This is a genomic window from Pseudomonas sp. SWRI50, assembly GCF_014269095.1.
GTDB lineage: Bacteria > Pseudomonadota > Gammaproteobacteria > Pseudomonadales > Pseudomonadaceae > Aquipseudomonas > Aquipseudomonas kermanshahensis.
Map to the genome: position 1 here is coordinate 17,411 of NZ_JABWRW010000032.1, position 23,787 is coordinate 41,197.

Genomic DNA, 23,787 nt, shown 5'->3' on the forward strand with positions numbered 1-23,787 from the left:
CCGGCGATGGGCCGCCGAGCGGCCCCAGCGCTTTCAACTATCTTCCCCACGCGAAGCGCATTGGCGCAACTGCGCCAGCAACAAGGCCGCCGAGCGCTTCGGCTTTGCCATCGAGGTCAGCATGAACTGCGCGTGAGGCAGTGCGGGCAGTGTCGTCACTTCCTGCAGGCCTGCGGCCAGTGCGCATGAGCGGGTGACCGGGGTTACCCCAAGCCCGCCGCTTACGGCAGTCATCAGCCCCCCGGCACTGGGGCTCTGGCAAACGATCCGCCATTGTCGCCCTGCACGCGCCAACGCTTCGATGGCCGCCGCTCGGTAGGGGCATTGATCGGAAAATACCGCCAAAGGTACAGGTGAGGTCGCATCATCGGTGGCCAGCGCCAGCGGCCCTCTCGCCCAGACCAACGGCTCGGACCAGAGCACCTCGCCACGCTCATCACCGCCGCAGCGGCTCCCTAGCACAATATCCAGCCCACCCGCGTGCATGAGTGCGAGCAACTCGCCGGTCAAGCCGACTTGCAGGGTAACCTCGGCATCGGGGTGCGCCACGGAAAACCGACGCAGGCAATCGATGATCGGGGCTTTGACCATCTCCTCGCTCAACCCCACGGACACCGTTCCGCAAACCCGCCTGCCGACGCCAAGGCTCGCGCGGGCATCATCGTGCAGTGCCAGGATGGTGCGGGCATAGCCTGCTAGCCGCGTGCCTGCTGGGGTCAGGCTGACCGAGCGCGTGGTGCGCTCCAGCAGCTTGTGCCCGGCCTCAGCCTCGAGCCGCCGAATGTGCGCGCTGATTGCCGATTGCGTGAGGTGCAGGCGCTCTGCCGCACGCGTGAAGCCCCCGCTGTCGGCAACGGCCAGCAAGCTACGCAGAAGGACGCTATCGAACACGGATTGATCACCTATTAAACTGAATGAGGCGATCATACGTGATTTCTATAATGGATCGTCCTGAATCAGACTCTGCGCTCCCCCTGGCCATGCCTCGCCAGGGGAAATGCCATCGACGCTGACAGGAGTAGCCCCGTGGTTGAACGTGTTCTTTATGTGTGTGCATCGCCGAGAGGCGAACGCTCGGTTTCCGCTCAGATTGCCGAAGTGTTCCTGGCCGCGTTGGCCGAGCGCAAAACCGTGGAGGTTGACCGCCTGGACCCTTGGGAATGCGAGCTGCCTGAAGTGGATGGCGACCTGCTGGCGGCCAAGTACGCCGGGCTTACCGATGCCCCGCTTTCACCCGCGCAAAACGCCGCCTGGGCACAGATCAAAACCCTCGCCAAACGCTTCCACCGGGCAGATACAGTGGTGTTCAGCGTCCCGCTGTGGAATTTCGGCATCCCCTACAAACTCAAGCACTTGATCGACGCCATTTCGCACAAGGGCGTGTTGTTCACCTTCGATGAACAGGGGTTGAACGGCATGCTGGGTGGGCGCCGGGCGGTGGCCATCTACACCCGCGGGCTGGGTTATGGCCCCGACTCCCAGACGCCTGACCAGGCGTTCGGCCTGGAAAAACCCTTCCTCGATGCGTGGTTCCGCTTCGTCGGGATCAACCAGGTGCACAGCATCGTGGCCGAACAGACGCTTGGCGCAGAGGGTGCCAGCGTCCGCTCAAGCGCCATGGAAGCCGTGGCCATGCTGGCGCAGAACTTCGACCAACAACAAGCCAGAACGCTCATTGTCGGCCGAAGCGGCTGACCTGCACCGGGCTACTGGATCTGCTCTGGCGTGACGATCACCCAGTTCTTGTCGGCCGTCACCGGCAGCCCTTCCTTGGCCTGCGCGGCCGCGTGCTTGGCGATCATGCCGTTGAGCTGGTCCATGTACTTGGCCTTGCGGTTTATCCACAGGTGGATGCCCCCCTTGCCCACGTCCACCCCGTGGAACTGCATGTAGCCATCACTGGTGGGCGTATCGCCGCCCACCAGCACCGGCCGCTTCCACTCGTCGATGTAGGTGAGGATCGCCGCCTGCTTGCCCGCCATCCAGGTCGCCGGGGTCCACAGGTAAGGCGTCAATTCCAGGCCTTCGTTTGCCTTGGGGTCATAGCTGCCGGCGCTGATCTGCTTGCGCGCCGTGGTCAGCTGGCCGTTGCTGCGGTCCTTCAGTAGCAGGCTGACGCCAATCACGTTCTGCGGTTTGACGTTGTAGCCGTACTTGGGGTCGGACGCGACCATGCGCACCAATTCTTCGGACGCGGCAGAAATGACATACACCTCAATGCCGTTTTCCATCAGTTTGTTGAACAGCTCGGCCTGGCCGGCAAAGACCTTGGGCGGCTGCACATCGATGGCCTTGACCTGGTCACCCTCGAAATACGTGCTGGGCACGGGCTTGCCGGAAGCCATCAAGGCGTCGACCTGGGCCTTCAGTTCCTTCAGGGTGAAGCCCGAGAACACCTGCGCCACCCAGGGGTAGCAGACCATGTCGTCGATTTCGCACAGGCGGTAGTAGTAACTGAACAGACTTTCCTTGTGCTCGGCCGTGTCTTTGAAGGGGATCAGCTTCAACGAAGGGTCGAGCTTGTCGCGGGTCAGCAGCCCCTGGTTCTCCATGAACGGCAGCAGTGCCTCTTCAAGGTCGTAGCGGTAGCTGGTGTTGTCCATGTCGAACACCGCGTAGTTACCTTTGTTGGCATTGGCGGCGATCATGCTGTCGAGCTGTTTGGCGGCCTCGGCAGGCCAATGCTTGAGTTCGGTGGCCCAGGTTTGGGCCCCGAACAGCAGGGACAGACCCAGGGCGAGGGCTTTCGGAGCGAACTTCATGTGCGAATCTCCTGAAATGACCGGGAAACGCTAGTCCAACCTACCGGCCCAGCAAGCCCTGACAACGACGTTGAAGCAGCTTGAAACGCCCTGTTCATTGCTATCCGCGACATTCCGTTATTCCATAAACGACTATGCACATTCCATTTGGGTATAAATTCGTTTGTTTTCAGGCTGTTAGCATTTCCGTTCGCAATCGCTCACAGAGGCGATGCCTCTTCTGTTTTTTGTTGGAGCTTCAATGAACCTGCCGCTGTCTCTCAACCTGCTGGCGTTCCTGGCCTTGCTGCTGGGCCTGGCACAAACTCGCCGCACCGACTGGAGCCTGGCCAAGAAGGTCTTGCTGGGCCTGGTGCTGGGTGTGGTGTTCGGCCTGGTCCTGCACACGATCTATGGCGCTGGCCACCCGGTATTGAAAGCCACCATCGCCTGGCTCGACCTGGTCGGCAACGGCTATGTCGGCTTGCTGCAGATGATCGTCATGCCGCTGATCTTCGCCTCGATCCTCAGCGCCGTGGCACGCTTGCACAATGCTTCCTCGCTTGGCCGCATCAGCGTGCTGAGCATCGGCACCTTGCTGCTCACCACTGCCATCGCCGCATTGATCGGCATCGTCTTGACCAACCTGTTCGGCCTGACCGCCGACGGCCTGGTGGCTGGCGTGCAGGAAAGCGCGCGGCTGCAAGCGATCCACAGCGACTACGCCGGCAAGGTCGCCGACCTCAACATCCCGCAACTGCTGCTGTCGTTCATCCCCAGCAACCCGGTAGGCGACCTGGCGCGGGCCAAGCCAACCTCGATCATCAGCGTGGTGATCTTCGCCGTGTTCGTCGGCCTGGCCGCCCTGCAACTGATCAAGGACGACGCCGAGAAAGGCGCGCGCGCCCTGTCGGCCATCGACACCCTGCAAGCCTGGGTCATGCGCCTGGTGCGCGTGGTGATGAAGCTCACCCCTTATGGTGTGCTGGCCCTGATGACCAAGGTGGTCGCCAGCTCCAACCTGGACGACATCCTCAAGCTGGGCAGCTTCGTCGTCGTTTCGTACATCGGCCTGGGGCTGATGTTCGTGGTGCATGCCGTCATCCTGGCGGCGACCGGCGTCAGCCCGCTGCGCTTCTTCCGCAAGGTGTGGCCAGTGCTGACCTTTGCCTTCACCAGCCGCTCCAGCGCCGCGAGCATCCCGCTGAACATCGAAGCGCAAACCCGTCGCCTGGGTGTGCCGCAGTCGATCGCCAGCTTCAGCGCCTCGTTCGGCACGACGATTGGTCAGAACGGTTGCGCCGGCCTGTACCCGGCGATGCTGGCCGTGATGGTTGCCCCGGCAGTGGGCATCGACACCTTCGACCCGCTGTGGATCGCGACCCTGGTCGCCATCGTCACCCTGAGCTCGGCTGGGGTAGCCGGAGTGGGCGGTGGCGCGACCTTCGCAGCCCTGATCGTGCTGCCGGCCATGGGCTTGCCGGTTGAACTGGTAGCACTGCTGATTTCGGTAGAGCCGTTGATCGACATGGGCCGCACGGCACTGAACGTGAATGGCTCGATGACGGCCGGGGTGGTGACCAGCCAGCTGTTGAAAGAGACTGACCAGGACGTGTTAGCAGATGACCAGCATGCAACGCTGAGTCATAGCTGATACGCCAAGGCCGCCCCTGCACAGAAGACGCGGTCTTTTTGTAGGAGCGGCCTTGCGTCGCGATGGGGCGCGAGCGCCCACCAACAATCTCAAACCTTGTCCCAGACATCGAAGTGATACGCCGGCCCAGCCCCTTCAGGCGCTTGCGGCTCACTGCTCACCCGGCGCCACTGCGCCTCGTCGAACGCCGGGAACCACGCATCGCCCTCAGGCGACAGCTCGACCCGGGTCAGGTACATGCGGCTCACCAGCCCCTTCTCCAGCGCCTGCCCATACAGCTGCGCCCCGCCAATCAGCATCAGCTCATCGACGCCCTGCTCACGCGCCCACTGTTCGGCGCGCACCAGCGCAGCTTCCAGCGAGGCGAACACCTCGGCACCGGCCAGCGCCAGCCCCGGCTGGCGGCTGACCACGATATTCAGCCGCCCCGGCAAAGGCCGGCCCAGCGAGTCCCAGGTCTTGCGCCCCATGATGATAGGCTTGCCCAGGGTCGTGGCCTTGAAGTACTTGAAATCCCCCGGCAGGTGCCAGGGCATGGAATTGTCGATGCCGATCACGCGGTTCTCGGCGAGGGCCGCGATCAGGCTGAGGGGGAGTGTGCTAGTCATGCCAGCGAGGATAGCAAACCCGCCGTGGGTTATGCTTCTGCCCTGACCTGTGCAATGGAAGACCTTGTGACTGGACCGACGCCACTGGACAAACGCTGGCTCACCGAAGCAGTACGCCTGCGCGAGGAACATGCCGGCCCCCTGGAAGACCAGGAAGCCAACCGCCACGCCCGCCAGGCCGGCGGCGACCTGGCGACCCGTATCGAAACGCGCGCGCTGTTCCTGGCCGAACGCGACGGCATGACAGCCGCCCTGCGCCACTGGAAGCAGGGCGCGCGCCTGGCACTGCTGGCCCTGTTGATCATGGCCGCCTTCAGCGGCGCGGGCCTGGCCTTCGCGGCGCTGGGCGATGGCCAACGCCCGGTGAATGTGTTCTGGGCACTGGGCAGCCTGCTGGGGTTGAACCTGTTAATGCTGCTGGGCTGGGCGATCGGCTTCAGCCTGAGCGGCGAACACGGCGCTGGGCTGGGCCGGCTTTGGTTGTGGCTGAGCGAACGCTTTGCCCGCGATGCCAAGGCCGCGCACCTTGCGCCCGCGTTGCTGGTGCTGCTGCAGCGCCAGCGCCTGAATCGCTGGCTGCTTGGCGTGCTGGTGCACGGGCTGTGGCTGCTGGCGATGATGACCGCGTTGGCGATGCTCTTGGCGTTGCTGGCCACACGGCGCTATGGCTTTGTCTGGGAAACCACCCTGCTTGCCGCCGAGCCGTTCATCCACATGACCCAGGCGCTCGGCGCTCTGCCTTCGCTGCTGGGCTTTGCCGTGCCGGACGAAGCCATGATCCGCGCCAGCGGCGACACGCTGCCGGCCCTGGACCTGGCCCGCCAGGCCTGGGCCAGCTGGTTGCTCGGCGTGGTGCTGGTCTATGGCCTGCTACCACGCCTGCTCTTGGCCGCACTATGCCTGTGGCGCTGGCGCCAAGGCCGCGCACGCCTGGCGCTGGACCTCAGCCTGCCAGGCTACGCGGCATTGCGCGAAAGCCTTATGCCACGCAGCGAGCGCATCGGTGTGCAGGACGCCGCGCCCGACACCTTGCCCCACTTCGCTGCCGGGCAACTGGAAAGCGGCAGCAGCGGTGCCTTACTGGTCGGCCTGGAGCTGGATGACCAGCGCCCCTGGCCGCCCGCCCTGCCCAAAAGCGTGACCGATGCCGGCGTGCTCGATAGCCGTGAATCACGCAACCGGCTGCTCGAACAACTCAGCCGCTTCCCCCCGGCGCGCCTGGCTATCGCCTGCGACCCACGCCGCTCGCCCGATCGCGGCAGCCTGGCGTTGCTGGCCGAGCTGGCACGCAATGCCGGCGCCACCCGTATCTGGCTGCTGCAGGCGGCCCCAGGCCAGGCCCTGGACGCCGAGCGCCTGGGCGACTGGCACGAAGCGCTGGACCGCCTCGGCCTGCCCCACGCCGACACCTCGCCCCTGACCTGGTTGGAGCATGGCCATGACTGAGCCGCTTAAACTGGCCGTGGTCGGCCACACCAATGTCGGCAAGACTTCGCTACTGCGCACCTTGACCCGCGACGTGAGCTTTGGCGAGGTGTCCCATCGCCCCAGCACCACCCGCCATGTGGAGGGCGCACGCCTGTCGGTGGACGGCGAGCCCCTGCTGGAGCTGTATGACACCCCTGGCCTGGAAGACGCCATTGCCCTGCTCGACTACCTCGAGCGGCTGGAGCGCCCGGGTGAGCGCCTGGACGGCCCGGCCCGGCTGGCACGCTTCCTCCAAGGCAGTGAGGCACGCCAACGCTTCGAGCAGGAAGCCAAGGTGCTGCGCCAGTTGCAGGCCAGCAATGCCGGCCTGTACGTGATCGACGCCCGCGAGCCGGTGCTGGCCAAGTACCGCGACGAACTGGAGGTGCTGGCCAGTTGCGGCAAGCCGCTGCTACCCGTGCTCAACTTCGTCGCCAGCAGCCAGCACCGAGAGCCCGAATGGCGTGAAGCCCTTGCCCGGCTTGGCCTTCACGCCTTGGTGCGGTTCGACAGCGTGGCCCCGCCGGAAGACGGCGAGCGCCGCCTGTACGAAAGCCTGGCCCTGCTGCTGGAAGACGCCCGCCCTGCCCTGCAACGGCTGATCGACGACCAGCAGGCGCAACGCCAAGCCCGCCATCAAAGCGGTAAACGCCTGATCGCCGAGCTGCTGCTCGACTGCGCCGCCTGCCGGCGCAGCGTGGTGGCCGAGCCCGCCGCCGAAGCCAAGGCCATCGAAGCGTTGCGCCAGGATGTGCGGCAACGCGAACAGCGCTGTGTCGAAGCGCTGCTCAAGCTGTATGCCTTCCGCCGCGAAGACGCCCATGCCAGTGATTTGCCGTTGCTGGACGGTCGTTGGGGCGATGACCTGTTCAACCCCGAGACCTTGAAGCTGCTGGGCGTACGCCTGGGCAGTGGCGTGGCGGCGGGCGCTGCGGCGGGGGCCGGGGTCGATCTGTTGGTCGGTGGCCTGACCCTGGGCGCGGCGGCCTTGGCCGGCGCAATCGCGGGCGGCGCGCTGCAGACGGCACGCAATTACGGGTCGCGGTTGATGGGCAAGCTCAAAGGGCAGCGTGAGCTGACGGTGGACGATACGGTGTTGCGGCTGTTGGCGTTGCGCCAGCAGCAGTTGATGGTGGCCCTGGATAATCGCGGGCACGCCGCGCAAGACAGCATTCGCTTGGGCGAGCTGGACGAGAAGGCCTGGCGCGAGGGCAAGTTGCCTGAGGCGTTGGTCAAGGCGCGGGCGCATCCGCAGTGGTCGACGCTCAACCCCGGGGCGCGGGTGAATCAGGCGGAGCGGCAGGAGCAGTTGGAGGCGTTGGTGTTGCAGATTTGAGTTTGTGTGGGGGCTGGTAGGTGTTCGCCTTTAGGGGGGCGGCGCCTGGGGGACCGAGCGCCGCCCGCGCGGCGCATCGCGAGCAACGCTCGCTCCTACGTTTGTTTCGGGCCAATATTCCTGGGGCATTCGCGCGCGACCGCCTTGGCGCATGACGCGATATCGCGTCGAACAAACAAGGCGGTCGCGCGCGCCTGTCACAGGCGTTACTGGCCAAAAACAAACGTAGGAGCGAGCGTTGCTCGCGATGCGCCGCGCGGGCGGCGCTCGATCTCCCAGGCGCCACACCCCTCAAGGCATGCACCTCTCAACCACAAACCCAACCCCAGCCCAGCGCCCCTTCACTGCTGCGCCACCTTCTCCGACTTACCGTCATACCGCTTGCGCCACTCGGCCAGAATCTCGTCACGGTGCTTCGAGGCCCAGGCAAAGTCGTTCTTGATCAACCGCTGCTCATAATCAGCCGGCAACTCGGTCTGCGGCTTGGCGATACCCGGCGCGGCAAGCACCGCGAAGTTTTCCTTGTACAACGCCATCGCCGCAGGGCTGGCCGAAAAGTCTGCCAAACGCTTGGCCGCATCGGCCTTTGGCGTGCCTTTGATCACCGCCGTCGCCTCGATCTCCCAGCCCAGGCCCTCCTTGGGCAGCACGATGTCCAGCGGCGCGCCTTGGCGCTTGAGCTGCACAGCGGGGTATTCGAACGAGATACCGATCGGGAACTCGCCCGCCGCCGCCAGCTTGCACGGCTTGGAGCCGGAGTGAACGTACTGGCCGATGTTCTGGTGCAAGGCGTCCATGTAGGCCCAGCCCTGAGGCTCGCCAAAGGTCTGCAGCCAGGCACTGACATCCAGGAAGCCCGTGCCGGACGAGGCCGGGTTGGGCATGACGATCTTGCCCTTGTACTCGGGCTTGGTCAGGTCTTGCCAGCTCACCGGCTTGCTCAGGCCCTGCTTCTCGGCCTCGATGGTGTTGAAGCAAATGGTCGCGGCCCAGACGTCCATGCCCACCCAAGCCGGTGGGTTGGCTGCGTCGCGGTAGTTCGCCGAGATTTTGCCCAGGTCCTTGGGCGCATAGGCTTCGAGCATGCCGTGCTGGTCAAGCACGGCCAGGCTGGAGGCCGCCAACCCCCACACCGCATCGGCTTGCGGGCGGTCTTTTTCAGCCAGCAGTTTGGCGGTAATGATGCCCGTGGAATCGCGCACCCACTTGATCTCGATGTCTGGGTTGGCCTTTTCGAAGGCCTGCTTGTAGGTCTTGAGCTGCTCGGCTTCTAGCGCGGTGTAAACCGTCAGCTGAGTGCCAGCGGCCGAAGCCTGCAGGCTGAACACGGCAGAAACGGCAGCAGCAAGTGCAAGGTGCTTGAACATGGTGGGGTTCCTTACAGGTCAGGCAGCCGCGGCGCGTTGGCGCCAGGCTTGGGAGCGGCGCAACAGGCCGCGTGAGGCTGCAGCCAGCAGCAATGAGGCGCTGGCGCTGGTCAGCAGAATCAAAGTCGACATGGCGGCGGCACCGCCAACGTTGCCCGCGTCGTCCATGTTCAGCACGGCAACGGCGGCGAGGATGGTGTCGGGGCTGTAGAGGAAGATCGCCGCCGACACGGTGGTCATCGCCGAGACGAACAGGTAGCGGATGATGTCCAGCAGCGCCGGTAGGCAGATCGGCACGGTTACCCGCAGGAAGTGCCGATACAGCGGCGCCTTGAGCGACAACGCAGCGGCCTCGAACTCGCCGTCGAGCTGGCGCAGTGCGGTGGTGGCGGTCATCTGCGCAGTGGTCAGGTAATGGGCAATGGTGCAGATGACCAACAAGCCCATGCTGCCGTACAGCACATGCAACGGGTTGCCGTTGAGGTTGAAGAAGAACACATAGCCCAGGCCCAGCACGAGGCCCGGCACCGCCATGGGGATGAAGCTGAGCAGGCGCAGCGACTGGTTGAGCAGGCGTTGGCCCTGGGTCTTTTCCATCAGGTAGGCACCGCAGAAAATCACCACGCTGCCGATCAGCGCCGTGCCGATCGCCATGGTCACGCTATTGCGGTACGCCAGCCAGCCTCCGCCGGCGGTGTCCTCGAACAGGTAGTGCTTGAGCGACAGCGACAGGTTGTAGGGCCAGAAGGTGACCAGCGACGAATACACGGCCATGCCGATCACCAGCAACAGCACCGCGCAGACCACCAACACGACCGCCAGGAAGCAGGCATCGCGACGGCGCGAGGGCTTGGGCTCGAACACCTGCGCCCGCCCACTCATGGCCTCGCCCTGGCGGCGACGCAACCAGGCATCGACAGCAAAACTAAGCAGTGCCGGCACCAGCAAGACCATACCGATCAGGGCGCCGCGGCCAAATTGCTGCTGGCCAACCACGGCCTTGTAAGCTTCCAGGGCCAACACCTGATAATCCCCCCCGACCACAACCGGGACGCCGAAGTCAGTGATGGTCAGGGTAAACACCAGGCAGAAGGCGGCGAATACCGCCTGGCGCGTGGCAGGCCAGGTAATGCTGGAAAACGCCCGCCACGGCCCGGCGCCCATGCTCGACGCAGCATCGAACAGGCGCGCATCGGCCAGCGACAGGGCCGACAGCAGAATCATCAATGCATGCGGGAAGGTGTAAATGGCCTCGCCGAGCACGATCCCCCAGAAGCCGTAGATGTTGTCGCTCAGCAGCCCGCGCAGCAGGCCCTGGTTACCGAACAGGTAGACCAGCGCGATCGCCGGCAGCATCGACGGCGCCAGCAGGGGCAGCAACGAGATGCCCCGCCACAGGCCCTTGGCCGGGATCAGCGTGCGTTGCAACGCATAGGCGAACAGGTAAGCCAGTGGGATGACGATGGCCGCGACGGTGAGTGCCACCGACAAGCTATTGCCGAGCAGCCAGTGGAAGTTCTCGCTGGCGAACAGCGCCCGGGCAGCCGCCAGGCCGCCGCCCTGGCCGGCGTCACCGCTGAAACCACGCCAGAAGATCGCCAGCAGCGGCATCAGCACCGCCAGTACCAACAGCATCAACAGCAACCACTTCCCACCGACGACGAACAGCCGGTCACCCAAGGCAACGCCGTGGCGCGAGGTGGCCTTGGCCGGGTTCAGCGGCAGGGACATTGGCGCGGCCATCTCAGGCAAACACCTGCAGGCTCTGCGGTGGCAGCGCCACCCAGATGTCCTGCGAGCCCAGCCGCGGCATGGCCTCGGGGGCCAGTTCGGCCAGCAAGGCATGGCCCGGCAAGGCTTTGAACTCGAAGCTCATGCGGCAGCGATTGCCGAGGAAGGTGATCTCGCGGACCTTGGCTGGAAACAGGTTTTCTTCATGCACCGGCGGGTTGACCGTGATCGCTTCGGGGCGGCAGAACAAGCGGCCGCTGCTGGCCCGCGCCGAGCCAGGCGACAAACGCATGCTCATGCCGCCGACCTGGGCCTGGCTGTCACCGCTGCGCTGGAACGGCAGCCAGTTACCCTGGCCAACGAACTCGGCAACGAAGGGCGTGGCTGGCTGGTCGTAGATAGCCTGCGGCGTGGCGTACTGCTCGACCTGGCCGTTGTTCATCACGGCAATGCGGTCGGCCATCAGCATGGCCTCGTCCTGGTTGTGGGTAACCATCAAGGTGGTGATACCCAGCTGGCGTTGCAGCTGGCGCAGTTCGGTGCACAGGTGCTCGCGAACCCGGGCGTCCAGCGCCGACATCGGCTCGTCGAGCAGCAGCAGCGAAGGCGCCGGCGCCAGCGCGCGGGCCAGGGCCACACGCTGCTGCTGGCCACCGGAAAGCTGCCCGGGGTACTTTTTCTCGCTACCGGACAAGCCGACCAGCTGGAGCATTTCGACGACCCGCTGGCGGGCCTGTTCGCGGCCGCTGCCGGTCAGGCCATAGGCGATGTTGGCTTCGACGGTCAGGTTGGGGAACAGCGCGTAAGACTGGAACAGAATGCCGTAGTCGCGGGCCTGGGGTGGCAGCTCCGAGACGTCACGCTCGCCGATGTACAGCTCACCGCGGTCCTGGCGTTCGAGGCCTGCGATGCAGCGCAACAGCGTGGTCTTGCCGCACCCGGACGGGCCGAGCAAGCACACCAGCTCGCCGGCGGCGATGTCCAGGGAGACATCGTTGAGCGCTGTGAAGGCGCCGAAGCGTTTGTGGATGTTGCGCACTTTCATCTGTGCGCCGGGGGTGGCGTTGTTCATGGCAAGGCCTCATCGAAGAGATGGGGCCATGCTAGGAAGGCTGTGCGACGGTTCTGTGGCTTTCAGGCAAAAGCGCGCGATAGTGGTATAGGCAGATTTTGTAGTGCCCCACCTGCCACCACGGTTCTTGTAGGAGCAGCCTTGTGCTGCGAAGAGGCCGGTGCACCCTATACATGTGCATCGCCGATCAGGGCCTCTTCGCAGCACAAGGCTGCTCCTACAAGGGATGATTCAGAACTGTGAACCGGCCACTTCCTGCGCAACCCCCAGAAACGCCGCCGGCAAACGCGCCTGGCGCCGCTCCTTCAGGCAATACAGGTACTCATGCATCACCGGTGCATCCTCCAGCGCCAGCACCCGTAATTCGGGGTTATGCGGCACTTCATGGCGGGCAATCACACTGATGCCAATGTTGCGCTGGACCGCTTCGCGAATCGACTCACGGCTACCAATCTCCAGCAACGTGCCGGCCTTCACACCGGCCTCCTGCAGCATCTGCTCGGTCAGCTTGCGTGTGGTCGACCCCGGCTCGCGCATCAACAGGCAATGCCCGGCCACCACGTCGATGGACACCACCTGACGATGCGCCAAGGGATGGTTGCGGTGCACGGCCACCACCAACGGGTCGGTGCCCAATACCCGGCGCACCAACCGGGCATCCTCCACCAGTTGCGACGAAGCGGCGATATCGACCCGGTAGTCCTCGAGCATTTCCAGCACCTGCTGCGAGTTACCGATCTCCACTGCAACGTCGACCTGGGGCAGGCGCTCGCGGAAGACCTTCACCAGATCGAGGATGTAATAAGGCGCGGTGGCCGCAATGCGCAGGCTGCCCTGGGCCTGGCCACTGTTGCGCAGTTCGAACTCGATGTCGGCCTCCTGCTGCAGCAGCGCCTTGACCCTCGGCAGCAGGCGCACGCCCTCCTCGCTCAACACCAGGCGCCGCCCGCCACGGTAGAACAGCTCTACTGCGTACTGGCTTTCCAGGTGGCGGATCTGCGTGGTCACGGTGGGTTGGCTGAGCCCGAGCTTCTTCGCCGCCAGGGTGATGCTGCCCAGGCGGGCCACCATGTAGAAGGCTTTGAGCTCAGAACTCAGCATGCACGTCCTCTATTTGCGCAAAAGGCGCAAGCCGTTGAACACCACCAGCAGGCTCACGCCCATGTCGGCGAACACCGCCATCCACATGGTCGCCATGCCGGCAAAGGTGATCGCCAGGAATATCGCCTTGATGCCCAGGGCCAGAATGATGTTCTGCCTGAGAATCGCCGCACTTTGGCGCGACAGCCTGACGAAGGCCGGGATTTTGCGCAAGTCGTCGTCCATCAACGCCACGTCGGCCGTCTCGATGGCCGTGTCGGTGCCCGCGGCCGCCATGGCAAAGCCGATCTCGGCACGGGCGAGGGCCGGTGCGTCGTTGATACCGTCGCCAACCATGCCCACCCGATGGCCTTGGGCATACAGGGCCTCGATGGTCTTCAGCTTGTCGGCCGGCAGCAGGTTGCCTTCGGCGCGATCAATGCCGACCTGGGCGGCGATGGCCTCAGCAGTATGGGGATTGTCGCCGGTAAGCATGACCGTCTTGATACCCAGTTCATGCAATTCGGCAATCGCCTGGCGGCTGCTCTGCTTGAGCGTGTCGGCCACGGCGAACAGGGCCAGCGGGCCACTGCGGTCGAGCAGCAGGACCACGGTTTTGCCTTGACGCTCCAGCGCATCCAGTTGCGCCTCCAACTCGGGCGAGCACAGGCCCAGTTCCTCGACCAGGCGGTGATTGCCCAGGTGGTAAAGCTCACCCTCGATCCCCCCCCGCACACCGCGACCGGCCAATGCGGCGAAGTCGTCGACTGCGCTCAAGGCCAAACCTTGCGCCTTGCCGAATTGGGCGATGGCACGTGAGACCGGGTGGTCCGAGCGCTCGGCCAAGCTGGCAGCCAACGCCTGTGCCCGGCCTTCGAACAGGGGGTCCAACACCTTCGCATCGGTCTGCACTGGCTTGCCGTGGGTCAGGGTGCCGGTCTTGTCGAGGGCCAGGAAGTCCAGCTTGCGCCCGCCTTCCAGGTAGACCCCACCCTTGATCAGGATGCCCTTGCGCGCGGCTGCAGCCAGGCCACTGACGATGGTCACCGGGGTTGAAATGACCAAGGCGCACGGGCAGGCCACCACCAACAGCACCAGGGCGCGGTAGACCCAGTCGAACCAGGCGCCTGCCATGAACAGCGGCGGGATGACCGCCACCGCCAAGGCCACAGCGAACACCACGGGTGTGTAGATGCGCGAGAATCGGTCGACAAAACGCTGAGTCGGCGCCCGGGCACCTTGGGCCTCTTCGACGGCCTTGATGATGCGCGCCAGGGTCGATTGCCCAGCGCCGGCAGTGACGCGAAACTCCAGCGCACCGGCCTGGTTGATGGTGCCGGCGAACAGCTTGTCGCCCACGGCTTTTTCCACTGGCAGGCTTTCACCGGTGATCGGCGCCTGATCGACGCTGGATTGGCCACTGCTCACTTCGCCATCCAGGCCGATGCGCTCGCCCGGCCGTACCCGCACCAAGGCACCGATGGCCACTTCGCGCACTTCCACTTCGCGCCACTGGCCATCGGCTTGCAGCACTGTCGCCCTGTCAGGGGTGAGCTGCATCAGGCCGCTGATGGCATTGCGTGCGCGGTCCAGGGAGCGCGCTTCGATCAGTTCGGCGACCGTGAACAGCACCATCACCATGGCCGCTTCCGGCCACTGGCCAATCAGCACAGCGCCAGTCACGGCAATGCTCATCAGCGCGTTGATGTTGAGGTTGCGGTTTTTCAGGGCAATCCAGCCCTTCTTGTAGGTGCCCAGGCCGCAACCCAGGATCGCCGCCAAGGCCAGGGCCGCCACCAGCCATTCAGGTGCAAGCCCGGTGAAATGCACGATTTCGGCAGCGATGGCCGCGATACCGGATAACGCCAGCGGCCACCAGCGGGCCTTGCTGGGCGGGGCAGCATTCGCGGCGGCGTCGTCCCCTTCGATGAGGGGCTCGGCCTTCATGCCCAGGCTGTCGATGGCCCGCTCGATCTCGGCGGTACCGGCCAGCGTGTGGCGCACGCCAAGCACGCGGTTGATCAGGTTGAACTCCAACTGCTCGATGCCCGCCAGCTTGCCCAGCTTGTCCTGGATCAGCGTTTGCTCGGTGGGGCAGTCCATGGCCTCGATACGGAAGCGGCTGAGCTGTGCGTCGCCGCTGGCTTTTTCGCTCAACTGCACCAACGCCGGGGCGGCCGCGCTGCCGCAGCAGCTGTGGGCGTGGTGGTCATGCTTGTGGTGGGGGCTGGCAGGCTGGTTCATTGGGTCATCCTTAAAGTGAGCCTGTTGCCAAGTGAACACCCTGTAGCCACTATAGGGTCAAGCCATCCGCTGGAGATTTCGCGATGAAGATTGGAGAACTGGCAAAAGCCACCGATTGCGCCGTGGAGACCATCCGCTATTACGAGCGCGAGCAACTGTTGCCGGAGCCGGCGCGCAGCGACGGCAACTACCGGCTCTACACCCAGGCCCACGTCGAGCGGCTGACCTTCATCCGCAACTGCCGGACCTTGGACATGACCCTGGACGAAATCCGCAGCCTGCTACGCCTGCGCGACAGCCCCGAAGGGTCGTGCGGCAGCGTCAATGCGTTGATCGACGAGCATATCGTCCATGTACAGGCGCGTATCGATGGTTTGGTGGCGTTGCAGGAGCAGCTGGTGGAGCTGCGACAGAGGTGCAGCGCGCCGGGGAGTGAATGCGCGATCTTGCAGCAACTGGAGGTGAACGGGGCGGTATCGGTGCCAGAAGGTGAGCATTCGCATGTAGGACGAAGCCACGGACATTGAACTTGGTGGGTTGCTGCGCCTACTCCAGCCACAGCAACGCCGAACCCTGTGGGAGCAACTTGTTTGGCCTCATCGCTGGCAAGCCAGCTCCCACAGGTGCGGCGCTAGAATTGGAGGCTACACAGTTCGGGTGGGAGCTGGCTTGCCGGCGATGGGCTGCAAAGCAGCCCCAGCAATCTTAAGGATCACACCGCCATCGGCGCCGTCATCGGCGCATGATGCTCATACCCTTCCAGGCTGAAATCACTCGGCTCGATCTTCTCCAGCCACTCCGGCTCATACTTGCCGGTGTCGGCAAACGCCGGCACGCGATCGCTGATCACCAGCTTCGGCGCCTCGAGCGGTTCGCGCTTGAGCTGCTCGTTGAGCATGTCCAGGTGGTTTTCGTACACATGGGCATCGCCAATGAAATACGTGAACCAGCGCGGGGTGTAGCCGGTCAGGCGGCCGAACAGCGACAGCAAGGCCGCGCCCTCGGTGAGGTTGAACGGCGTGCCCAAGCCCAAGTCGTTGGAGCGAATGTACAGGGTCAGGGAAATTTCCCGAGTCTCGGCATTCGGGTGGAACTGGTACAGCAGGTGGCACGGCGGCAGGGCCATTTCATCCAGCTGGGCGCAGTTCCAGCCATGGAACAGGATGCGCCGGCTGCCCGGGTCATTGACGATGGTGTCCAGGCACTGGCGCACCTGGTCGATGGCCTTGTACAGGATGACAAAGGCCTGGCCGTCTTCCTCGTCCTGGGCAATCTTGCGGAAACCCTGTTTCTCGGCCATCTCAATGGCCGCCGGGTTGCTCAGCGGGATGCGTTTGTAGCCCGGCCATTGGCGCCACTGAACGCCGTAGATCTCGCCCAGGTCGTCATGCCCCTGGCGGAACGGGTTGGCCAACCATTGGGCGTTTTCGTTGGCGTTCTGGTCCCAGACCTTGCAGCCCAGCTCACGGAATTCACCCGCGTTTTTCACGCCCCGCAGAAAACCGACCATCTCGCCGATGGCCGACTTGAAGGCCAGCTTGCGCGTGGTGATGGCCGGAAAGCCCTTCTGCAGGTCGAAACGCAGCATGGCGCCCGGCAGGCTGATGGTGCGGATGCCGGTACGGTTTTCCTGAAGGGTGCCGTTTTCGATGACGTCACGGACCAGGTCCAGATACTGTTTCATGGCTTACCTGTAGCAAGAACGGCAGAGGGATCACCCCTGCCGTTGGGAGTCAGATGGCGGGTTTCGCCGTAGGTTTGCGATTATAAGCCCACCAGATCAATCCGAGGCCGGCCAGAATCATCGGGATGCAGAGTATCTGACCCATGGTCAGCCAACCCCAGGCAATGTAGCCCAACTGGGCATCCGGCACGCGGACGAACTCGACGATGAAGCGGAAGATCCCGTAGAACAGCGCGAACATGCCGGATACCGCCATGGTCGGGCGTGGCTTGCGCGAGTACAGCCACAGGATCAGGAACAGCGCCACGCCTTCCAGGGCGAACTGATACAGCTGCGAGGGGTGGCGCGGCAGCTGGGCGGGGTCGCTGAACGGTGGGAACACCATCGCCCACGGCACGTCGGTCGCCTTGCCCCACAGCTCGGCATTGATGAAGTTGCCGATACGCCCGGCACCCAGGCCGATCGGCACCATTGGCGCGACGAAGTCCATCAGCTCGAAGAACGACTTGTTGTTGCGCTTGCCGAACCATACCGCCGCCAACATCACGCCGATGAAGCCGCCGTGGAACGACATGCCGCCCTTCCACACCTCGAAAATCAGCGTCGGGTTGGCCAGGTAGGCGTGCAGGTCGTAAAACAGCACGTAACCCAAGCGGCCCCCGACGATCACCCCCATCGATAGCCAGAACACCAGGTCGGACAGCTTTTCACGGGACCAGGTGGGGTCGAAGCGGTTCAGGCGACGCGAGGCGAGCAGCCAGGCGCCGCCGATGCCGACCAGGTACATCAGGCCGTACCAGTGGATTTTCAGCGGCCCGAGGGCCACGGCCACGGGGTCTATCTGCGGGTAAGGCAGCATGGATATTCCTCTAGTTTCAAATCAGCGAGCTAAATCAAAAAGCTGAGGCCGACGCAGAACAGCAGCGCGGCGAACAGACGCTTGAGCAGGCGTGGCGACAGTTTGTGCGCCAGGCGCGCGCCGAAGCGGGCGAAAAACATGCTGGTCACGGCAATGCCGACCAGCGCAGGCAAGTACACGTAGCCCAGGCTGTGGGCCGGCAAGTGTTCTTCGTGCCAGCCAAGCCACATGAAGCTCAGGGCACTGGCCACGGCAATGGGTAGGCCACAGGCCGAGGACGTTGCCACCGCCTGCTGCATGGGCAGGCTGCGCCAGGTCAGGAACGGCACGGTCAGCGAGCCGCCACCAATACCGAAAATCGCCGAAGCCCAGCCAATCACCCCACCTGCTGCGGTCAACGCGGGCTTGCCAGGGATGCCACGGCTGGCCTTGGGCTTGAGGTCCAGGGCCATTTGCGCGGCGATGATCAGGGCGAACACACCGATGATCTTCTGCAGCAGCGGGCCCTGGATCAACGAGGCGGTCTTGGCGCCGATACCAGCGCCAATCAGGATGCCCAGGGTCATCCAGGCGAAGATCGGCCACTGCACCGCACCCCGGCGATGGTGTTCGAGCACCGCGTTGATCGAGGTGAAGATGATGGTTGCCAACGACGTGCCGACAGCCAGGTGGGTCAATACCGAGGGGTCGAAGCCCTGCAAGGTGAAGCTGAACACCAGCACCGGCACGATGATGATGCCACCGCCCACGCCGAACAGCCCGGCCAGCACGCCGGCACATGCACCTAACAGCAGATAGAGTACGAACTCCATTCGTTGCCCCTGAGAAAATCAATCCGGCATGGTAACGGAAGCCGGCCCTGAGGCTCTAGTGAACTTCGTGACAGGATGGATCAGCACCGCCGCAGTGGGTAGAGTGGCAAAAAACACAGAGGCCCAACCGATGTGCCTGATCGTATTCGCCTGGCGGCCGGGGCATGCCCTGCCGCTGATCGTGGCGGCCAACCGCGACGAGTTCTATGCCCGACCCACGCAGGCCCTGACCGCCTGGGAGGATGCCCCTGGCGTCTATGCCGGGCGTGACCTGGAGGCTGGCGGTACCTGGCTGGGCGTGGGGCCGCAGGGGCGCTTTGCCGCGCTAACCAACATTCGCGACCCTGGGCAAGCCTTGGGCGTGCGCTCGCGCGGGGAGTTGGTGGCGGGGTTTCTGCAGGGTGAGCTTGGCGTGGAAGCCTATCTTGACCAAGTCGCCAGCCGCAGCCGCCAGTATTCGGGGTTCAACTTGCTGGTGGGCGATGGGGCGCAATTAGGCTTTCTGCACGCCCGAGACGCCGCGCCGCGGTTGCTGGGGCCTGGGGTCTATGGGTTATCCAATGCTGGGTTGGATACGCCTTGGCCGAAGCTGGTCAAGGCGCGTAGCGGGCTGGAGGGGTCGCTTGAGTCAGCAGACCCGCAGCGCTTGCTGTCGTTGCTGGCAGATGGTGAGCCGGCAGCCGAGAGTGAGTTGCCAGAAACGGGCGTGGGGTTGGCGACCGAGAAGCTGTTGTCAAGTGTGTTTATTGCCAGCCAGAATTATGGGACGCGGGCGAGTACTGTGCTGATCGTGGATGATCAGGGGAGAAGACGGCTGGTTGAGCGCAGTTTCGGGCCGTTTGGGGGGCATTTGGGGGAAGTTGAGATTATGGCTTGAGGGCCAGGGGCTGCTTTGCAGCCCTTCGCAGCACAAGGCTGCTCCTACAGGGGATCGCGTTACCTTGTAGGAGCAGCCTTGTGCTGCGAAGAGGCCAGTACAGGTATCACAGGGTCTTGTTCGCCCCAGGCCCGATCATCCGCGCCAACCCTAGGTTCTTCAGCGCCAATTGCAGCGAGCTGTGGATAACCTGCGGGTTGTCATGGCTCATGGCTTCGGTCAGCAGCTCCTTGGCCTTGCTCATGTTGATCTGGCGCAGCATCCACTTCACCTTGGGCAGGTTGGTGGCGTTCATCGACAAACTGTCGAAGCCCATCGCCATCAACAGCACCGCTGCCGCCGGGTCACCGGCCATCTCGCCGCAAATACTCACCGGCTTGCCCTCGCCATGGGCATCGCGCACCACCGTGTTCAAGGCTTGCAGCACGGCCGGGTGCAGGTAATCGTACAGGTCGGCGACCCGTGGGTTGTTGCGGTCGACCGCCAGCAGGTACTGGGTCAGGTCGTTGGAACCGACCGACAGGAAGTCCACCTGCCGCGCCAGCTCCTTGGTCTGGTACACCGCCGCAGGGATCTCGACCATCACGCCAACCGGCGGCATCGGCACATCGGTGCCTTCGTCACGCACCTCGCCCCACGCGCGGTGGATCAGGTGCAGTGCCTCTTCCAGCTCGTGAATGCCAGAAATCATCGGCAGCAGGATGCGCAGGTTATTCAAGCCTTCGCTGGCCTTGAGCATGGCGCGGGTCTGGACCAGGAAGATTTCCGGGTGGTCGAGGGTAACGCGAATGCCGCGCCAACCCAGGAAGGGGTTTTCTTCCTTGATCGGGAAGTACGACAGCGCCTTGTCCCCGCCGATATCCAGGGTACGCATGGTCACGGGCAGCGGGTGGAAGGCCGCCAGCTGTTCGCGGTAGATCGCCAGCTGCTCTTTCTCGCTGGGGAAGCGCTGGTTGATCATGAACGGCACTTCGGTGCGGTACAGGCCTACCCCTTCGGCGCCACGCTGCTGGGCACGGGCGACGTCGGCCAGCAGGCCGGTGTTGACCCACAGCGGCATGCGGTGGCCATCCGGGGTGACGCAGGGCAGCTCGCGCAGCGCATCCAGGCCTTGCGCCAGCTGGCGCTCCTCCTCGACCACTTCGCTGTACTGCTTGCGCAACACGTCGCTGGGGTTGGTGAACACCTCGCCCTTGTAGCCGTCGACGATCAGCTCGATGCCATCGACCTTGGAATACGGCAGGTCGACCAGGCCCATCACCGTCGGAATACCCATGGCGCGGGCCAGTATAGCGACGTGTGAGTTGCCCGAACCCAATACCGACACCAGGCCGACCAGCTTGCCCTCCGGCACTTCGCCCAGCATCGCTGGCGTCAGTTCTTCGCTGACCAGGATGGTATTGTCGGCGTACACCAGCGATTGCGAGCGAGCCTCCTGCAGGTAGGCGAGCAGCCGGCGGCCAAGGTCCTTGACGTCCGAAGCGCGCTCACGCAGGTAGTCATCGTCCATCAGCTCGAAGCGGTTGACATGCTCGCCGACCACTTGGCGCAAAGCGCCCTGGGCCCACTGGCCGGTCTTGATGACCTCGGTCACCTCGCCGCCCAGGGCGGCGTCTTCGAGCATCATCAGGTACACGTCGAACAACGCGCGCTCTTCGGGCCGCAGCTGGGTGGCCAGCTTGGCCGACAGCTTGCGCATGTCGGCGCGCACGCCTTCAAGGGCGTTCTGGAACAGTTTGAGTTCGGCGTCGATGTCTTCGACAGTCTTGTCCGGCACCACTTCGAGGTCGGCCGGCGGCAACATCACCACTGCGCGGCCAACGGCGGCGCCTGGCGAGCCCGGCACGCCGACGAAGCGAGCCTCCTGGATACCCTTGCCCTGGCGGCCAAGGCCACGGATCGAGCCGGTCGCCTCGGCATGCGCGATAACCCCGGCCAGCTGGGCACTCATGGTGACCAGGAAGGCTTCTTCGCCCTCATCGAACTGGCGGCGTTCCTTCTGCTGAATGACCAGCACCCCGACCACCCGACGGTGGTGAATGATCGGCGCACCCAGGAAGGAGGCGAATTTTTCTTCACCGGTTTCGGCGAAGTAGCGATAACGCGGGTGATCGGCGGCGTTTTCCAGGTTCAGCGGCTCTTCCCGGGTACCGACCAGGCCGACCAGGCCCTCGTTGGGGGCCATGCTGACCTTGCCGATCGAACGCTTGTTCAGGCCCTCGGTGGCCATCAGCACGAAGCGGTTGGTTTCCGGGTCAAGCAGGTAGACGGAGCAGACCTGGCTGCCCATGGCCTCCTTGACGCGCAAGACAATGATCCCCAACGCCGTCTTGAGATCTTTGGCGGAGTTCACTTCCTGGACGATCTTGCGCAGCGTATTGAGCATGGCTCGGGGTCGAACTCCGTCGTCAGTCGCGCGTCAGAAGACGCGGTGCTAGCTCTTTCAGGGCGCGACGGTAGACCTCGCGCTTGAATGTCACAACCTGGCCCAGCGGGTACCAATAGCTGACCCAGCGCCAGCCGTCGAACTCCGGCTTGCCCGTCAGGTCCATCCGCACCCTTTGTTCGTTGCTTACCAGACGCAGCAGGAACCACTTCTGCTTCTGGCCAATGCACAGCGGCTGGCTGTGCGTACGCACCAGACGCTGGGGTAAACGATAACGCAACCAGCCACGCGTGCAGGCAAGAATTTCCACATCGTCGCGTTCAAGGCCAACTTCTTCGTTCAGCTCGCGGTACAGGGCATCTTCCGGCGTCTCGTCAGGGTTGATGCCACCCTGGGGAAATTGCCAGGCATCCTGGTTGATCCGTCGAGCCCATAGCACCTGCCCGGCATCATTCGTGAGAATGATCCCGACATTGGGGCGAAAACCATCCGGGTCGATCACGGCAGCAACCTCGCAAACGCATGTCACCGCATTGTTCCACAAAGCCTGCGAGCGCAGCAACGCGCCCGCCAAGCTTATGTGCAGCGAGGTGAAAACTCCGTATTCTGCGGGCCTACCTTGTAGCTGATGCGAGTGAACGCGATGCGCCTGGCTTTATTCGACCTGGACAATACCCTCCTCGGTGGCGACAGCGACCATGCCTGGGGTGACTATCTGTGCGAGCGCGGCATCCTCGACCCGGTCGCCTACAAACAACGCAACGATGCCTTCTACCAGCACTACCTGAACGGCACCCTGGACTTGCAGGCCTACCTGGCCTTTTCCATGGAGATTCTGGCGGCAACGCCTATGGCCCAGCTCGACGCGTGGCACCGCGATTTCATGCGGGACTGCATCGAGCCGATCATCCTGCCTAAGGCCCTGGCGTTGCTGCAGCAGCACCGCGAGGCGGGCGACAAACTGGTGATCATCACCGCCACCAACCGTTTCGTGACCGCGCCAATCGCCCGCCGTTTGGGCGTGCGTACCCTGCTGGCGACCGAATGCGAGACCGAAGATGGCCGCTACACCGGGCGTAGTACCGATATAGCGTGTTTCCGTGAAGGGAAAGTGACGAGGTTGCAGCGCTGGATGCTGGAAAACGGCTACGACCTTGAAGACAGCTATTTCTACAGCGATTCGATGAATGACCTGCCGTTGCTGCAACAGGTGACGCATGCGGTGGCGGTGGACCCGGATCCGAACTTGCGGGCGGAAGCCGAGCAGCGTGGGTGGCCGGTGATTTCGCTGAGGGATTGAGTATTCCTGTTCCGGCCTCTTCGCGGGGCAAGCCCGCTCCCACAGGGCCACCACAAGCCTGAGGGATGTGATAATTCTGTGGGAGCGGGCTTGCCCCGCGAAGAGGCCGGCATGGACAGCACAAGGCCGTCAGACTGGCTTGGCACCCATCAGGCCGGCAATGGACAAGAAGCAAACCCCGCTGAACACCGCCAACGCCAAGGTAAACCGCAGCCCCACCACCTGCGCCTTGCGCAGCCGGTTCAAGCGCACCAGCAGCCACCACACGGCAAACGCACCCAGCGTATAGATGATGCTGGACGCCAGCACCCAGGTCTGCCCCAGTGGCCAGCCGACCAGGTGCACCAGCCACCAGCCGGTGACCGGCATGCTCACCAGGCACACGCCCATGACCAACCAGACGAACACCAGCGGCCGGCGCAGCAATTTGCCGTAGGCCTCGGCATCGCCCAGCCGGCGGGCGCGAATTGTCCAGATCACCAAGCCCAGCGCGCCCAGAAGCAGCAGCGCAGTGGCGGTGATGTGCAAGGCCTTGAGCATCGTCAGGTGTTCCATGTCTTCATATCCAT

The 23,787-nt window shown here is 64.1% G+C and carries 21 protein-coding genes; 7 read left to right on the forward strand and 14 right to left on the reverse strand.

The genetic code is table 11. The features are described 5' to 3' along the window. Positions 1 to 33 precede the first annotated feature (33 nt). Positions 34 to 891, reverse strand: coding sequence for a LysR family transcriptional regulator (locus tag HU750_RS24425; protein ID WP_186682839.1), 858 nt, complete (start codon positions 889 to 891; stop codon positions 34 to 36). Between the two features lie 135 nt (positions 892 to 1,026). Here HU750_RS24425 and HU750_RS24430 point away from each other — a divergent pair, with 135 nt between their 5' ends. Further along, a complete protein-coding gene (locus tag HU750_RS24430) occupies positions 1,027 to 1,695 on the forward strand; it encodes an FMN-dependent NADH-azoreductase (protein ID WP_186682841.1) in 669 nt (222 codons plus the stop codon). Positions 1,696 to 1,706: 11 nt separating this feature from the next. Here HU750_RS24430 and HU750_RS24435 read toward each other — a convergent pair whose 3' ends face one another. Continuing rightward, on the reverse strand, positions 1,707 to 2,762 hold the full coding sequence (locus tag HU750_RS24435; protein ID WP_186682843.1) for an HAD family hydrolase: 1,056 nt from the start codon (positions 2,760 to 2,762) through the stop codon (positions 1,707 to 1,709). A 241-nt stretch (positions 2,763 to 3,003) separates the two neighbouring features. Here HU750_RS24435 and HU750_RS24440 point away from each other — a divergent pair, with 241 nt between their 5' ends. Next, positions 3,004 to 4,395, forward strand: a complete 1,392-nt coding sequence (locus HU750_RS24440) for an L-cystine transporter (RefSeq protein ID WP_027592307.1) — start codon at positions 3,004 to 3,006, stop codon at positions 4,393 to 4,395. An 89-nt stretch (positions 4,396 to 4,484) separates the two neighbouring features. On the opposite strand, the gene HU750_RS24445 is transcribed toward HU750_RS24440, so the two are convergent. Next, the gene (locus HU750_RS24445; protein WP_027592306.1) at positions 4,485 to 5,003 is read right to left on the reverse strand and encodes a dihydrofolate reductase; all 519 of its coding nucleotides are present in this window, start codon (positions 5,001 to 5,003) and stop codon (positions 4,485 to 4,487) included. Positions 5,004 to 5,057: 54 nt separating this feature from the next. Here HU750_RS24445 and HU750_RS24450 point away from each other — a divergent pair, with 54 nt between their 5' ends. Beyond that, positions 5,058 to 6,449 carry a DUF2868 domain-containing protein gene (locus tag HU750_RS24450; RefSeq protein ID WP_186682845.1) on the forward strand — a complete coding sequence of 464 codons (1,392 nt, stop codon included), beginning with the start codon at positions 5,058 to 5,060 and terminating at the stop codon, positions 6,447 to 6,449. After that, on the forward strand, positions 6,442 to 7,806 hold the full coding sequence (locus tag HU750_RS24455) for a GTPase/DUF3482 domain-containing protein (RefSeq protein ID WP_186682847.1): 1,365 nt from the start codon (positions 6,442 to 6,444) through the stop codon (positions 7,804 to 7,806). The genes HU750_RS24450 and HU750_RS24455 overlap by 8 nt, the downstream gene beginning before the upstream one ends. Before the next feature lie 341 nt (positions 7,807 to 8,147). On the opposite strand, the gene HU750_RS24460 is transcribed toward HU750_RS24455, so the two are convergent. From HU750_RS24460 to HU750_RS24480, 5 genes are all read right to left on the reverse strand, one after another. Beyond that, entirely contained in the window at positions 8,148 to 9,173 is a 1,026-nt protein-coding gene (locus tag HU750_RS24460) for a putative 2-aminoethylphosphonate ABC transporter substrate-binding protein (protein WP_085272223.1), read from the reverse strand. Positions 9,174 to 9,191: 18 nt separating this feature from the next. Continuing rightward, a complete protein-coding gene (locus HU750_RS24465) occupies positions 9,192 to 10,916 on the reverse strand; it encodes a putative 2-aminoethylphosphonate ABC transporter permease subunit (protein ID WP_186682849.1) in 1,725 nt (574 codons plus the stop codon). Position 10,917: 1 nt separating this feature from the next. After that, on the reverse strand, positions 10,918 to 11,976 hold the full coding sequence (locus HU750_RS24470) for a putative 2-aminoethylphosphonate ABC transporter ATP-binding protein (RefSeq protein ID WP_186682851.1): 1,059 nt from the start codon (positions 11,974 to 11,976) through the stop codon (positions 10,918 to 10,920). 231 nt (positions 11,977 to 12,207) lie between these two features. Continuing rightward, complete coding sequence (locus HU750_RS24475; RefSeq protein ID WP_186682853.1) at positions 12,208 to 13,077, reverse strand: LysR family transcriptional regulator; 870 nt, start codon at positions 13,075 to 13,077, stop codon at positions 12,208 to 12,210. Positions 13,078 to 13,086: 9 nt separating this feature from the next. Beyond that, entirely contained in the window at positions 13,087 to 15,300 is a 2,214-nt protein-coding gene (locus HU750_RS24480) for a heavy metal translocating P-type ATPase (RefSeq protein ID WP_186682854.1), read from the reverse strand. An 83-nt stretch (positions 15,301 to 15,383) separates the two neighbouring features. Here HU750_RS24480 and cadR point away from each other — a divergent pair, with 83 nt between their 5' ends. Further along, positions 15,384 to 15,827 (forward strand): cadmium resistance transcriptional regulator CadR, encoded by a 444-nt coding sequence (gene cadR / locus HU750_RS24485; protein ID WP_099455646.1) that lies wholly within the window; start codon positions 15,384 to 15,386, stop codon positions 15,825 to 15,827. Positions 15,828 to 16,012: 185 nt separating this feature from the next. Here cadR and HU750_RS24490 read toward each other — a convergent pair whose 3' ends face one another. Genes HU750_RS24490 through HU750_RS24500 form a run of 3 tightly spaced genes read right to left on the reverse strand, consistent with a single transcriptional unit; the run spans position 16,013 to position 18,655 of the window. Further along, a complete protein-coding gene (locus HU750_RS24490; RefSeq protein WP_186682856.1) occupies positions 16,013 to 16,984 on the reverse strand; it encodes a thymidylate synthase in 972 nt (323 codons plus the stop codon). A 49-nt stretch (positions 16,985 to 17,033) separates the two neighbouring features. Continuing rightward, positions 17,034 to 17,843, reverse strand: a complete 810-nt coding sequence (gene lgt / locus HU750_RS24495) for a prolipoprotein diacylglyceryl transferase (RefSeq protein ID WP_027592296.1) — start codon at positions 17,841 to 17,843, stop codon at positions 17,034 to 17,036. Between the two features lie 29 nt (positions 17,844 to 17,872). After that, complete coding sequence (locus tag HU750_RS24500; RefSeq protein WP_027592295.1) at positions 17,873 to 18,655, reverse strand: sulfite exporter TauE/SafE family protein; 783 nt, start codon at positions 18,653 to 18,655, stop codon at positions 17,873 to 17,875. Positions 18,656 to 18,785: 130 nt separating this feature from the next. Here HU750_RS24500 and HU750_RS24505 point away from each other — a divergent pair, with 130 nt between their 5' ends. Beyond that, positions 18,786 to 19,532: an NRDE family protein gene (locus HU750_RS24505; protein ID WP_186682867.1), complete on the forward strand. Its 747-nt coding sequence runs from the start codon at positions 18,786 to 18,788 to the stop codon at positions 19,530 to 19,532. A 106-nt stretch (positions 19,533 to 19,638) separates the two neighbouring features. Here the strand turns inward: HU750_RS24505 and ptsP are convergent, their stop codons facing one another. Both ptsP and HU750_RS24515 read right to left on the reverse strand, forming a co-directional pair. Further along, complete coding sequence (gene ptsP / locus HU750_RS24510) at positions 19,639 to 21,918, reverse strand: phosphoenolpyruvate--protein phosphotransferase (protein WP_027592293.1); 2,280 nt, start codon at positions 21,916 to 21,918, stop codon at positions 19,639 to 19,641. A gap of 22 nt (positions 21,919 to 21,940) precedes the next feature. Next, positions 21,941 to 22,420 (reverse strand): RNA pyrophosphohydrolase, encoded by a 480-nt coding sequence (locus tag HU750_RS24515; protein WP_003249017.1) that lies wholly within the window; start codon positions 22,418 to 22,420, stop codon positions 21,941 to 21,943. Positions 22,421 to 22,561: 141 nt separating this feature from the next. Between HU750_RS24515 and HU750_RS24520 the strand changes: the two genes are divergently transcribed. Continuing rightward, positions 22,562 to 23,218: a histidinol-phosphatase gene (locus HU750_RS24520; RefSeq protein ID WP_027592292.1), complete on the forward strand. Its 657-nt coding sequence runs from the start codon at positions 22,562 to 22,564 to the stop codon at positions 23,216 to 23,218. 129 nt (positions 23,219 to 23,347) lie between these two features. On the opposite strand, the gene HU750_RS24525 is transcribed toward HU750_RS24520, so the two are convergent. Further along, complete coding sequence (locus HU750_RS24525) at positions 23,348 to 23,773, reverse strand: DUF2269 family protein (protein ID WP_186682869.1); 426 nt, start codon at positions 23,771 to 23,773, stop codon at positions 23,348 to 23,350. Positions 23,774 to 23,787: the final 14 nt, after the last annotated feature.

Coding starts and splice junctions, on each gene's coding strand:
- HU750_RS24435 (WP_186682843.1), bottom strand. CDS start 2,762: ATGAAGTTCGCTCCGAAAGCCCTCGCCCTGGGTCTGTCCCTGCTGTTC.
- lgt (WP_027592296.1), bottom strand. CDS start 17,843: ATGCTGCCTTACCCGCAGATAGACCCCGTGGCCGTGGCCCTCGGGCCG.
- HU750_RS24465 (WP_186682849.1), bottom strand. CDS start 10,916: ATGGCCGCGCCAATGTCCCTGCCGCTGAACCCGGCCAAGGCCACCTCG.
- HU750_RS24440 (WP_027592307.1), top strand. CDS start 3,004: ATGAACCTGCCGCTGTCTCTCAACCTGCTGGCGTTCCTGGCCTTGCTG.
- HU750_RS24460 (WP_085272223.1), bottom strand. CDS start 9,173: ATGTTCAAGCACCTTGCACTTGCTGCTGCCGTTTCTGCCGTGTTCAGC.
- HU750_RS24480 (WP_186682854.1), bottom strand. CDS start 15,300: ATGAACCAGCCTGCCAGCCCCCACCACAAGCATGACCACCACGCCCAC.
- HU750_RS24500 (WP_027592295.1), bottom strand. CDS start 18,655: ATGGAGTTCGTACTCTATCTGCTGTTAGGTGCATGTGCCGGCGTGCTG.
- HU750_RS24525 (WP_186682869.1), bottom strand. CDS start 23,773: ATGGAACACCTGACGATGCTCAAGGCCTTGCACATCACCGCCACTGCG.
- HU750_RS24520 (WP_027592292.1), top strand. CDS start 22,562: ATGCGCCTGGCTTTATTCGACCTGGACAATACCCTCCTCGGTGGCGAC.
- HU750_RS24445 (WP_027592306.1), bottom strand. CDS start 5,003: ATGACTAGCACACTCCCCCTCAGCCTGATCGCGGCCCTCGCCGAGAAC.
- HU750_RS24490 (WP_186682856.1), bottom strand. CDS start 16,984: ATGAAACAGTATCTGGACCTGGTCCGTGACGTCATCGAAAACGGCACC.
- HU750_RS24450 (WP_186682845.1), top strand. CDS start 5,058: ATGGAAGACCTTGTGACTGGACCGACGCCACTGGACAAACGCTGGCTC.
- HU750_RS24455 (WP_186682847.1), top strand. CDS start 6,442: ATGACTGAGCCGCTTAAACTGGCCGTGGTCGGCCACACCAATGTCGGC.
- HU750_RS24475 (WP_186682853.1), bottom strand. CDS start 13,077: ATGCTGAGTTCTGAGCTCAAAGCCTTCTACATGGTGGCCCGCCTGGGC.
- HU750_RS24470 (WP_186682851.1), bottom strand. CDS start 11,976: ATGAACAACGCCACCCCCGGCGCACAGATGAAAGTGCGCAACATCCAC.
- cadR (WP_099455646.1), top strand. CDS start 15,384: ATGAAGATTGGAGAACTGGCAAAAGCCACCGATTGCGCCGTGGAGACC.
- HU750_RS24505 (WP_186682867.1), top strand. CDS start 18,786: ATGTGCCTGATCGTATTCGCCTGGCGGCCGGGGCATGCCCTGCCGCTG.
- ptsP (WP_027592293.1), bottom strand. CDS start 21,918: ATGCTCAATACGCTGCGCAAGATCGTCCAGGAAGTGAACTCCGCCAAA.